General features: G+C 65.7%; 10 protein-coding genes. 6 read left to right on the top strand and 4 right to left on the bottom strand.

What is annotated here, in order from left to right:
• Positions 1 to 41 precede the first annotated feature (41 nt).
• Positions 42 to 770 (bottom strand): MotA/TolQ/ExbB proton channel family protein, encoded by a 729-nt coding sequence (locus NOV65_RS04780; protein ID WP_257304785.1) that lies wholly within the window; start codon positions 768 to 770, stop codon positions 42 to 44.
• Between the two features lie 53 nt (positions 771 to 823).
• On the bottom strand, positions 824 to 1,621 hold the full coding sequence (locus NOV65_RS04775) for an energy transducer TonB (protein WP_257304784.1): 798 nt from the start codon (positions 1,619 to 1,621) through the stop codon (positions 824 to 826).
• A gap of 262 nt (positions 1,622 to 1,883) precedes the next feature.
• Between NOV65_RS04775 and tgt the strand changes: the two genes are divergently transcribed.
• The 3 genes from tgt to secD are packed head-to-tail and all read left to right on the top strand — an operon-like array spanning position 1,884 to position 6,247.
• Positions 1,884 to 3,032 (top strand): tRNA guanosine(34) transglycosylase Tgt, encoded by a 1,149-nt coding sequence (gene tgt / locus NOV65_RS04770; RefSeq protein ID WP_306671936.1) that lies wholly within the window; start codon positions 1,884 to 1,886, stop codon positions 3,030 to 3,032.
• Entirely contained in the window at positions 3,033 to 3,344 is a 312-nt protein-coding gene (gene yajC / locus NOV65_RS04765) for a preprotein translocase subunit YajC (protein ID WP_257304783.1), read from the top strand.
• 56 nt (positions 3,345 to 3,400) lie between these two features.
• Positions 3,401 to 6,247, top strand: a complete 2,847-nt coding sequence (gene secD / locus NOV65_RS04760; RefSeq protein ID WP_257304781.1) for a protein translocase subunit SecD — start codon at positions 3,401 to 3,403, stop codon at positions 6,245 to 6,247.
• Positions 6,248 to 6,441: 194 nt separating this feature from the next.
• Here secD and NOV65_RS04755 read toward each other — a convergent pair whose 3' ends face one another.
• Positions 6,442 to 7,473 carry an alpha/beta hydrolase family protein gene (locus tag NOV65_RS04755; RefSeq protein ID WP_257304778.1) on the bottom strand — a complete coding sequence of 344 codons (1,032 nt, stop codon included), beginning with the start codon at positions 7,471 to 7,473 and terminating at the stop codon, positions 6,442 to 6,444.
• 164 nt (positions 7,474 to 7,637) lie between these two features.
• On the opposite strand from NOV65_RS04755, the gene NOV65_RS04750 reads away from it, so the two are divergent.
• Complete coding sequence (locus NOV65_RS04750) at positions 7,638 to 9,380, top strand: hypothetical protein (protein ID WP_257304777.1); 1,743 nt, start codon at positions 7,638 to 7,640, stop codon at positions 9,378 to 9,380.
• Here the strand turns inward: NOV65_RS04750 and NOV65_RS04745 are convergent.
• Positions 9,373 to 10,275 (bottom strand): polysaccharide deacetylase family protein, encoded by a 903-nt coding sequence (locus NOV65_RS04745; protein ID WP_257304776.1) that lies wholly within the window; start codon positions 10,273 to 10,275, stop codon positions 9,373 to 9,375. The genes NOV65_RS04750 and NOV65_RS04745 overlap by 8 nt on opposite strands.
• Before the next feature lie 122 nt (positions 10,276 to 10,397).
• On the opposite strand from NOV65_RS04745, the gene NOV65_RS04740 reads away from it, so the two are divergent.
• Both NOV65_RS04740 and NOV65_RS04735 read left to right on the top strand, forming a co-directional pair.
• Entirely contained in the window at positions 10,398 to 11,381 is a 984-nt protein-coding gene (locus NOV65_RS04740; RefSeq protein ID WP_257304774.1) for a hypothetical protein, read from the top strand.
• A gap of 137 nt (positions 11,382 to 11,518) precedes the next feature.
• Positions 11,519 to 11,995, top strand: a complete 477-nt coding sequence (locus NOV65_RS04735; protein ID WP_257304773.1) for a 4Fe-4S dicluster domain-containing protein — start codon at positions 11,519 to 11,521, stop codon at positions 11,993 to 11,995.

Here is an 11,995-nt window from a genome sequence, read left to right as displayed (position 1 = left end):
ATAGCCCGGGAGCTCGCGCCCCCGGGCTGGGTGGCGGATCCTTAGCTCTGGCTCTCGCGGCGGATGAACTCGTCGATCATCTGGGAAGCCGCGTTGTTGATGTTGGTGACGACGACATCCTGCTTGTTGGTCAGCAGGTTGTAGATCCACACGGCCGGGATGGCGACGAACAGGCCGAGGGCGGTGGTGGCCAGGGCCTCACCGATGGAGCCGGCCAGGGCGTTGATGTCGCCAGCGCCCTTGGTCTTCAGGTCGGAGAAGACCTTGATGATGCCGATCACGGTGCCGAGCAGGCCGATGAAGGGGGCCAGCGCGCCGATGGTGCCCAGGCCGCTCATGCCCTTCTTGAGGAGCTCGACCACCTCGGCGGTGCCGCGCTGGATGGCGCGCTCCACGGGCTGGATGGCGTCGTGGTTGGGGTTCATGGTCTTGAGCTGCTTCTCGTATTGGAAGATGTCCAGGCCGTGCTTCAGCACCAGGGCGATGTGGCTCTTGTTGTGGGTGGTGGCGGCGCGCTTGGCGGCCTCGAAGTCACCGCGGCGGAGGGTGTCCATGAAGAGCTTGAGGAACTTGTCGGAGGCCTGCTTGCTCTGCGCGTAGGTCACGAAGCGCTCGATGGCCACGTAGATCTGGTAGGCCATCAGGATGAAGAGGACGGAGATGATGAACTTGTTGGCGATGGAGGCCGCGCGCCAGATTTCGGCCGCAGAGAAGCTGTCGTGGCCGCCCTCGGCAAGACCGAGCATCAGGGGGGTGATAAGCAGGTTCATGAGGTTTCCTTATGGAATGAGGAGAGAGATTTGGACGTGGGGAAGGGCGCGTGCTACCTGAGCCGGAAGGGCATGGTGAGCTTGAATCGCGCGTACTGGGGTGCGCCGTTCAGGAGGGCGGGCTCGAACTTCCACTGCATGGCATAGGCTTCAGCGGTGGGTCGCAGCTGGGGAGGCCCTTCCTTCGCGACGGCCGAGGTGGGCACACCATCGGGGCCGACCACGATCTCCACGACCACCGTGCCCTGGATCTTGGCGATCTTGGCGAGAGCGGGATAGGGAGGGGCGGGGGGCTGGTACTTCACCTTGATCTGGCTGAAGTCGAAGTCCACCACCTTGCCGGTGCCACCGACGACGCCGCCGACCACACCGCCGACCACACCGCCGATGACGCCACCGGGGACACCGCCGGGGACACCACCGGGGACGCCGCCGAGGGAGTGATCCTGCTTCGGAAGCTCTTTGGGCGCCTGTTCAGGCACCACTTCCTGGCGCGGGTCGATGGGGGTCGAGTCCACCTTGCCTGCGGACACAGCCATGGGCGGCGGTGGCGGCGGCGGTGGCGGCGGTGGCGGTGGCGGCGGTGGCGGTGCGGCCTCAGCCTGTTCGGCGAGGTCGATTGCCATCGTCTTGAGCACCTTCTGACCCGTCTCCGTTCGCTTGGCCAGCTGGAAGGCCACCAGAGCGAACAGGGCATACATGGCCACCGTCGTGGGGATGGTGATCTTGGGATTGCCCCGCTTGATGGCGTCGTTCCCGGCTACGAGGGAGGACTTGTAGACTAAGTCCTCCAGCGTCTCCGCAGGAGCGGCCGATTTGGCAGGGGTTGACTTCTTGGGATCTTTGCTCATGCGACTCCCGTGAAAGATCCAGGGGAAAAAACAGCGAGCCGAATCGACGGGAACATCGATCCGGCTACGGAGATGGAGATAAAGAACTGGGGCGAGCCCAACGGCTAAGATGGCAAAGGGCGGGCCGATGGTCAAGCTGGAATAACGGGCGCAAGTCCCCATGGACAGGGCATTCGGCGTTTTTTTGCTGGGTTTCGCAACACCCATCTGTGTTTCAAAAGGGTGGCATTGTTAATTTTTGTTAAGAAAGTCGGAACTCCCCATGCCGAAGATCACAAGTCCATATTTCTCATTCATCCGCGAGTCCCAGGGCGCATCTGGGGTGGCCCGGGCCGGGAGATTCCATACCTCGCATGGTGAGGTCGAAACCCCAGCATTCATGCCGGTTGGCACCCAGGGCACGGTGAAGGGCATCACGCCGGCGCAGCTTCGGGAGATCGGTCCTCAGGTGATTCTCGGTAACACATACCACTTGGGGCTCCGCCCAGGGGATGCCTTGGTGGCCCAGCACGGCGGCCTGCACCGTTTCATGGGCTGGGATGGGCCCATCCTGACGGATTCAGGCGGGTTCCAGGTTTTCTCGCTCGCCTCCCTGAGAAAGATGACGGAGGAGGGGGTCACCTTCCAGAGCCACCTGGACGGCAGTCCCCAGTTCCTGTCGCCGGAGCGCAGCCTGGAGATCCAGCGGAACCTGGGTTCCGACATCTGCATGGCCCTGGACGAGTGCCCCCCCGGCCGCCTGGAGCGGACCAAGCTGGAGATCAGCATGGCCCGCACCACCCGCTGGCTGGCCCGGAGCCGGGCCGTGCCCCTCCAGCCCCACCAGGGCCTCTTCGCCATCAACCAGGGCGGCACCCATCTGGACCTGCGGCGCAGCCACCTGGCGGAGGCCCTGGAGTTGGACGCGAAGACCCCCTTCCAGGGCTTCGCGGTGGGCGGCCTGAGCGTGGGTGAGCCCAAGGAGCAGATGAATGCCGTGCTGGGGGAATTCGTGCAGGAGCTGCCGGAAGACCGGCCTCGCTACCTCATGGGCGTGGGCACGCCCGAGGATCTGCTCTTCGGCATCGAGCAGGGCGTGGACCTCTTCGATTGCGTGCTGCCCAGCCGGGAGGCCAGGCACGGCCGGATCCTCACGAGCCGGGGCAAGCTCAACCTCAAGAACGCCCGCCACCGGGACGCGGACCAGCCCCTGGACCCGGATTGCGCCTGCTATACCTGCCGGACCTTCAGCCGGGCCTACCTGCACCATCTCTTCCGCTGCGGCGAGTTGCTGGGCTTCACGCTGAACACGATCCACAACCTGAGCTACACTGTGGGGCTCACCCGCGCTGCGCGGCAGGCCCTGCTGGAAAACCGCTTTCCAGTGTTCGCCCAGACCGCACGCGCCCGATGGCAGACCGAGGAGCCTTAGATGATGTACGCCCTTCTTCAGCAGCCCGCGACCGGCGGCGGCCCGGCCTGGATCCAATTCGTGTTCATCGGTGGCATGGCCCTGATGTTCTACTTCCTCCTCATCCGGCCCCAGAGCAAGGCCCGCAAGGAGATGGAGGCCCGCTTGTCCAAGTTGAAGGCCGGTGACGAGGTCGTGCTGACCTCCGGCCTCTACGCCACCATCGATCGCGTCGAGGACAAGCACATCTGGCTGAAGCTCGGCGGCTCCGTGGTCAAGGCCCGGCGCGCGGCCGTGGCGGCCCTGGCCAACGAACCCGAATCCCAGAACTGACCCCTTGACCTCCCGGGCCGGCTTTCCCGCCGGCCCGCTTTCTGTAGGAGCGCCCCGTGACCAAACGGAGCCTCTGGCGTCTCGCCATCGTCCTCGCCGTGCTGTTCGGCTGCGGATACTTCTTTACGCCACTTTCCAAAGTGAAACTGGGTCTCGACCTCCGGGGCGGCGTCCACTTCGAGCTGGAGGTCCAGGGCCAGGAGGCTCTCGCGGCCGACCTGCGCGACAGCAAGGACCGCCTCACGGCCCGGCTCAAGGAAAAGGGCCTTCCAGGCGCCATGGTGCGCGTGGATGGGGATGCTCTCCGCGTCGAGGGCGTGGGGGCGGACCAGAAGGCCACGGTGGAGAAGGTCACCAAGGACTTCTTCTCCGGTTACGCCTTCTCGGCCGAGGGTGACATCTTCCGGCTCAGCCAGAAGGACTCCTACCAGAAGCAACTGAAGGACGACGCCAACAAGCGCGCGCTGGAAGTCATCGAGAAGCGCATCCGCGACATCGACCCCGCCAACGTGCTGGAACCCGAGATCACCGCCAGCGGCGCCGAAGGCAACCGCATCGTGGTGGAGATCCCCGGCATCGAGGAAGGCGACCGCGAGCGCATCAAGAAGCTCCTGGCCACCCCCGGCCACCTGGAACAGCGGCTGCTGGCCAAGGCTCCCCAGCTCTACTTCAACTCCAAGGAGGAGGCCCTGGCCTTCTACAAGGGGACCATTCCCCCGGAGTTCGAGCTGCTGCCCGAGATCGAGAGCGAACGCCAGGCGCGCCGCACCGGCCAGGCTCCCGCGAAAGCCAAGCCCGGCGAGGAGAAGATCAGCCGCTGGGTGTTGCTGGAGAGCCGCGTGGCCGTGGATGGTGCCGACATCATCGACTCGCACCGGGCCTCCAATTCGCAGACCGAGGCCAACGAAGTCAACTTCACCCTCAACAAGAAGGGGGATGACGACTTCGCCCGCCTGACCGGCATCGCCTCCGAAGAGAACCGTTTCATCGCCATCGTGCTCGACCGCAAGATCGTCACGGAGCTGACCGCCAAGGAGAAGATCATCGGCGGCGCCGTGCGCATCAGCGGCAGCTTCAGCGCCCAGGAGGCCGACGACCTCGCCAGCCAGCTCCGCAGCGGCGCCCTCCGCGCGCCCATGAAGTTCCTCGAAGAGCGCGTCATGGGCCCCGGCCTGGGCCGCGACTCCATCCACGCCGGCGTGCGTGCCGCCGTTGTCGGCTTCGCCGCCATCATCGGCTTCATGGTCATCTTCTACCACTGGTCGGGCGTCAACGCGATCGTGGCCCTCACCGTGAACGTGATCGTGATGATGGGCCTGCTGGGCTCCTTCCGGGCCACGCTCACCCTGCCGGGCATCGCGGGCTTCGTGCTCACCCTGGGCATGGCGGTGGACGCCAACATCCTCATTTTTGAACGCATCAAGGAGGAGCTGGGCCTTGGCAAGAGCGTGCCCGGGGCCATCGACGCGGGCTTCGACCGGGTGTTCTGGACCATCGTGGACAGCCACGTGACCCAGCTCTTCTCCGCCCTGCTGCTCTTCATCTTCGGCACGGGCCCTGTGAAGGGCTTCGCCGTGACCCTCACCGTGGGCGTCGTGGCCTCGCTGTTCACCAGCATCTACATCAGTCGCTACATCTACGACTGGGTGTTGGAGCACCACCCCGGCACCAAGACGCTCTCCGTGGGCACCCACACCTTCTTCAAGGGTTCGTCCTACGACTTCATGAAGTACAAGGGCACAGCCATCGCTATCAGCTGGGGCATCATCCTGATCTCGCTCCTCTACGTGCGGCCCTGGAATCTCACTCACAGCAACCGCATCCACCTGGGCATGCAGTTCGTGGGCGGCAACGACATGACGGTGCGGTTCCGCGGCGCCATGGAGCCCGAAACCATCCGGGCCGCCCTGGCCAGGAACGGCTATACGGATGCCACGGTCGTAGCCTACGAGAATGCTGACAAGTCGGTGCGCGATTTCTCCGTGAAGGTGAAGGCCAAGAAGGACGCGGATCAGAAGGACAGCACCATCCAGGCGGATGCCCTCCGCGCCATCTTCAAGCAGATGGATCCCGAAGGCGCCAACAGCGCGCTCCCGGCCCTGAACCTGGAAGGCTCCAAGACGCTGACCGATACCCTGGTGAAGGCGAACCCCGCCGGGATCGGAGGCGACGAGACGGCCCTCGCGGCCGCCTACGCGCCCCTGGCGGAGAAGGTCATCGCGACCCGCGACCGGCTGCCCTCGGGCCTCTACCAGACCTTCGGCGAGCTCCCACAGGATCTTCCCCAGGTCGTCAAGGACACGGTCCAGAAGAGCTACCGACTGGGCTCCGTGGGCATCCTCAAGGACGAGAGCTTCTCGCCCAGCATCTCCGGTGAGTGGACGCGCAAGACCCTCACCGCCGTGGCATGGGCGCTGGCCGCCATCCTGGTCTACGTGATGTTTCGGTTCACGGCCAGCTACGCCGTGGGGGGCATCGTATCCCTGGTCCACGACATGCTCATGGCCCTGGCCCTCTTCGCCGCCTTCGGCTACGAGTTCAACGTACCCGTGGTGGCCAGCTTCCTCACGCTGATGGGCTACTCGATGGCGGACACCATCGTGGTGTTCGATCGAATCCGTGAGAACAGCCACCGGCCGGAGTACCGCCGAGCCACGGTGACCAAGCTGGTGAACGACTCCATCAACCAGACCCTCGGCCGGACGATCCTCACCTCCATGTCCGTGCTCTTCGTCAGCGTCTGCCTCTGGCTCTTCGGTGGTCCGGCCCTCAAGGACCTGGCCTTCCCGCTGGTCATCGGCGTCATCACCGGCACCTACTCGTCCATCTACATCGCCAGCCCCGTGGTGGTGTATTGGGATCAGTGGTTCGGTGGCAAGGACAAGTTGAAGCAGCACGCTTGATGTTGTCCGGGGGTTTCCCCGCCACGCTTGCGTGGCGGGGATCTATGGTCCGCGCTACGCGCCTCCGTCTAACGCCACGCAGTGCGTGGCTCCCACTCGCCTGATGGCTCGTGGAGACGGAGCCTCCCCCCGGGCCCCCGCGAAGAAGCCCGGCTGAGCCGGGCTTCTTCTTTTTCCCCGATAAGCGCTGTGGCCTATTTCAGGTGCTTATCGAGGAACGCGTAGATCTCCTTGCGGGATTCCTGGGCCAGGGTGGTGTCGATGCGGTTGAAGCTGTGGCCGCCGGGGGCGTCCTGGTAGATCCTGCTTTCGAAGGTCTTGCCGGCGGCCTTGAGGGCGTTGATGAGCTGCTCGACCTCCACGACGTTCACGTCCCGGTCATTGGTATTTGTGTGGATGAGCAGGGGGGTGCGGAGCTTCTGGACGTTCCACACGGGGCTGCGACGACGGTACTCGTCCACGGCGTCCTTGGGCTCCTTGCCGATGTGAAACTTCGCGGAGAATTCGGCGACATAATCCTGGCCCAGGTAGCCCAGGCGCGTGATGAGGTCGGATACCGGCACGCCGGCATAGGACGCCGCGAACTTCTCGGGATGATCGAAGACCGCCATGAGGGCGATGAGACCGCCGTGGCTCCAGCCCACGATGGCGCAGCGCTTGGGGTCCACGGGCAGGTGCTCCACGGCCCAGTCCCGGCCCGCCACCACGTCGTCGATCTCCAGGCCGCCGTAGTCGATGGCCTCGTAGAACCCCCTGCCATAGCCCGTGGAGCCCCGGTAGTCCGGGGCGATCACGATGTAGCCGCGCTCGATCATCTCCCGCACGATGTGCACGTGGTAGGTGCCGAAGTCGCCGTGGACGCCGCCGTGGGGCAGCACGATGAGGGGCAGCTTGCGGCCCTTCTCGGCCTTGCGGGGCACGAAGACGTACTGCTGGATCTTCAGGGGGTGGCGCTCGTTCTTGATGCCGTAGGTCTCCTCGCCCTTGGGGTTCGGCGGGCCCGTGTACGTCACCTTATCCACCACGGCCACGTCGGAGAGCCGCAGGAACCAGAGCTGGTCATCCGCGGCTTTCCGCACCGCATCCAGTTCCCAATTGAGGGCGCTGACCCGGGTTTCCACCTGCTTGAGCTGGTCCTCTCCGGGCACGGACTGACCGGACAGCGAGGGCGTCAGCGCCAGGAGGAGGGCCGAAAGGCCGAGGGAAGACCGGGTCGGTGGGCGCATGGCAGGCTCCGGGTTCACGTCGCGGTTTGACAGGTGCTCTAGGCCAAGGCTAGCGCGTGGAACCTCGTCACGCGAGGCCTGAGGCGCCGTGGACAAAAGGAGGCGTTCCTCCGAATATGTCCAATCGATCCTTTTCCCCATCCGTCCCTTCCCTGGAGGAGACCATGAAGCAGGCCTTGAGAGGCTTCGCCACCGTTGCGTCCATCGTGATCTTTGCCGCTTCGGGCCCGGTCCGGGCCCAGGGTCTCCCCCTCCCCATCCTCATCCGGGCCGAACCTCAGGTGATCTACCCCGGCACGCCGGGTTGGCTGGATTCCAACGGTCGCGTAGCCATCTACATTTCCGGGGAGAACCTTTCCCCGGATGATGATCTCGGCCATCCCGCAGGCCCGGACGGGGGCTACCAGCACATCTTCATCCGCGGCGTCTCGCCCCACGGGGACCGGGTTTCGCCTTGGGTTCCCGCCACCGCCGCCAACGGCTGCCAGATCTACGGCGGGGCCGCCCGGACCGTGATCTCCCTCGGCGTGGACCCCTCCCGCTACCTGAGCGAACCCGGGAGCCACCTCCAGGTGAAGCTCTGGGTGTCGCTGTCGGCGACCGGGGCCGCCGATCCGGTCGGCTCCGGCAGCATGAGCAGCCCCTGGTCCGCCATCAAGACCATTGATGTGGCCCCAGCCGGGGCGGTGAAGCCCTCGGCCACCCCGGCGGCGGGCGCCCCCCCGGTCATCAGCCGCATCGTCCCCGCTGACCTCCTCATCGGGTCTGGTCAGGACTACCGTCTCCGCATCTACGGCACCTTCAGCACGGGTGGCTGCAAGGTCATCTTCGCCGGTGATGCAGCGGCCCCGGTGCCGGGCGATGACCCGGCCGTGGGGTACGAGATGACACCCACCTGGACCTCCACCGGGACGGACAACGTCTTCCACGTGACCATCCCCGCCAAGTACCGGCGGACCTCCCCCGGCCAGCTCCGGATCGCGGTCCTGGACAGCGCCGGACGCGCCACCCCCGAGAAGGCGGTGACCTTCAGCACCATGACCGTGCGCGACACCGGGCGTCCCCCGATCTCGGCCCTTCCGACCCAGACCCCCCGGATCGCGACCGTGCCCCCGGCGGCCCCGCCTGTGGCCGTGCAGACCGCGCCTCCCCCGCCTCCAGGTCAGCCCGCCGTGTTCCAGGTGAAGTTGACGGCCCCGCCCAAGCTCGCCGAGATCCCTTCCGATGTGGCCGCACGGGGTCAGCGGCTGGCCGCCAGGGTCCAGGGGGCCGCCCGCCCGCGGTATGACCAGGCGCGAAGCGAGGTGCTGCGGGCCATGCGGACGCCCACCGCGGATGTCCGCGGCACGGCGCAGAATGCGGTCCGGGGCCAGTTCCCAGGGGCCTCGTCCATGGACATCGAGGCCCTCGTGGCCATGGTCCTGATGGAATGTTCCCGTTCGGCGGAGCAGGATCTGCGGGATGCGCTGGCCACCCTGGAGCAGATCAATCAGGCCAAGCAGGCCCAGCGCGACCAGGCCCAGCGGTTGCAGGAGCAGGAACGGCGGCTCCGGACGGAGATGCGCAAGGTTTCCCCCGGTGTGGCGGCGGCGCCTGGACTGCTACGGGTGACGCCCAAGGCCACGCGGAGCGTAACGCGGACCCCGGTCCTGAACCTGGAACTGCCCAGGCTGGCTCCGGGCCTGATTCATCCGCCGGCGCCCCGCCAGGATCTGACGGCCGCCCAGGTCGAGGCGGAACTGGCCAGGACCAAGGGCAACCTGGACGACCTGTCCGAGATGAGCGAGATGCAGCAACTGCAGCTCCAGCAGGCCATGGACCAGCGGGCCAAGGTCCTAGAGCTGGTTTCGAACATCCTGCGGAAGTTCGCCACCACCGAGGATGCGCTGATCCGGAACCTCAAATAGCCGGAGGGCCTTCCCAGCTCACCCAGCCTGCCCGGCCCGGAATCTCCCGACGGGAGATCGCCTTGGCCGGCGGGTTGGCGGCCTTCAGCTCCGGCAGCCAGTTCGCGTGGGTGCGGGCCTGGACGCCGCGCTCTCGCAGGCCGCCCAGGAAGGCGTCGAAGGTCTCGAACAGCGCCCCGCCTTCAACCTCCGTGTGCAGGGCGTAGACGTTCAGCGCGTCCTCCCGCACCAGCTCCCAGACCTCGCGGTTCACCTGGTCCGGCGTGCGGCCCTCCAAACCCAGCAGCTCGTCCAGGGTCGGCAGGGTGGTGGGGATCTGGAGGGTGCTGAGCGTCCGCCCCTTCACGATGGGGTAGAAGGGCGCGAGGCCCCGGCAGTCGCCGGCGTAGGCCAGGCCATAGGTCTCCTGCAGCTCCAGCGTGGTGTCGTTGCAGCGCCAAGCGGGGCTCACGGCACCCAGGGGCTTCTCGCCGAAAACGGTGCCGAAGGCCTCGTGGGCGTTCGCGTACCAGTCGGCCAGCCACTTCCTCGACTTGCGGTCCAGCAGGTCGTGGTACTGCACGTGGTCCCAGGCGTGGATGCCCACCTCATGGCCGGCCGCCTTCGCAGCCTGCATCTCGGTGGCGGCCCGTTTCCAGATGATGGGCGCCGGCAACAGGACACCGTACATCATGGTCTTGAAGCCGTAGAGCTTGGTGGCGTTGGTGCGGCGCATCTTGGCCAGGAAGCCCTTGCGGAAGATGCGCCGGATGGCCTTGCCGCTGTTGTCGGGCCCGAAGCTGAAGTAGAAGCTGGCTCGCATCTGGTGCTTGTCCAGCAAACGCAGCAGGGTGGGGATGCCCGTGACCGAGCCTTCCAGGGTGTCGACGTCCACGCGCAACGAGATGGCTTTCATGGGGATTCCTTCGCAGTCCCATTGCAACCGCGAACGTGGGTCGAGGCAAGGCGCGCAGGTGGTTCCCGGACTGACGACGTGCAGGTATCCTGGGCCGACCCCCCCCCTAAAGAGAGGAATCCATGGCTCAGAAACGTCTCGTACGCTTGGCAGATCTCACCCACCTGAAAACGGTCGCGAAAGGCCCCTGGCAGGGACCGGCGGTGGTGGGGTCCATGCAGGGATTTCCGGTAGCGGCCGCCTGGAACCGCAACGAACGCCAGTCGCAGGTGTCTTTCCTGGTGCGGTTTGCCAAGGGGTCCTGGTCGGCCGGGCCCGATGGGCTCACGACTTTCGCCTCGGCCTCGGGGGAACTGCGGCAGGCCCTGGGCAAGAAGGCGGTGCCCAAGGCTTTGCTGAAATCCTTCAAGCTCACCGAGGACGGCCTCCTTTGCCACTGGCCGTTCTCGCTGTTCGCGCCCAAGCCTGAGGCCGTCGCTACGGTGCTCAAGGTTCTGGTGGGTTTCGCGGCGAAGGCGGCGAAGCCGGTGGCTGAGCAGTGCGAAGGCTGCGGCCGGGAGACCCGGGAGGGCCTCTGGATGGCGGATGGCGTTCCCGTGCGAGTCTGCACGCCCTGCCGCGCCTCCCAGGATGAGCAGGCTCGGCGGGCCCAGGAAGCGTATGAAAGCCTCGCCTCGAATCCCATGGCGGGGCTCCTGTACGGCCTCCTCACCGGAATGGTGCTGGCTGTCCTGTGGGGTGGCCTCGCGTTCCTGATCCACCGGATTTTCCTCTGGGGAGCCATTGGCATCGGCGTGGCGCTGGCGTGGTCCATCAACCGGGGCATGGAGAAGGTGAACCACTTCGGCCGGATGCTCACGGTTCTGCTGACGCTCGCCACGGTGCTCGCGGGCGACTACCTGTTCATCCTGTTCTCGGCCGCCAGGGAAGTGGAAGGAGGACTGAGTCTTCGTCTCGCCATCGTGGCAGCGCAGCATTTCTTCGAAGCGAATTTCCAGAATGGCTCAGGCTACATAAGCCTTCTTTTTGCACTGGTGGGGGCCGGTTACATCCTCTACATGAACCGGCCACCCAGATTCCGTGTCACCTACGAACCCTTGGGTTGAAGGAAAAGAAAAGGGCGCCATCGGGCGCCCTTTTCTTTTCCATCTGGGAGCGAAAAAGAGCGGGGCCATCCACCGTTATCCGATCTATGATCATCGCGATTCATTCTTGATAGCCCCATCACATAGGAGGTTCCGCCATGCAGAAGTCCCTCCACATCGATCCCAACAAGTGCACCGGCTGCCTCCAGTGTGAGATGGCCTGCTCCTGGGAGAACCATCGCAGCTTCACCATCGCCAAGTCGCGCATCAAGGTGTTCACGTTCCACCATGAAGGTCGCTTCGTGCCCTACACCTGCACGCAGTGCGACGAGGCCTGGTGCATGACCGCCTGCCCGGTGGATGCCATCCGCCTGGATCCCGTCACCGGCGCGAAGATTGTGCTGGAGCCCACCTGCGTGGGCTGCAAGGTCTGCACGATCGCCTGCCCCTTCGGCACCATCAACTATGTGGCTTCCTCCGGCAAGGTGCAGAAGTGCGATCTCTGCGGTGGCGAACCGGCCTGCGCCAAGGCCTGCCCGACCGGCGCCATCACCTATGTGGACGCGGACTGGACCGGCCTCGGCAAGATGCGCCAGTGGGCCGGCAAGACCGACACCAACCCGGCGACGGTGTGA

This window comes from Geothrix campi (genome assembly GCF_024609265.1).
GTDB lineage: Bacteria > Acidobacteriota > Holophagae > Holophagales > Holophagaceae > Geothrix > Geothrix campi.
This window is presented reverse-complemented; position numbering and strand designations above follow the sequence as displayed.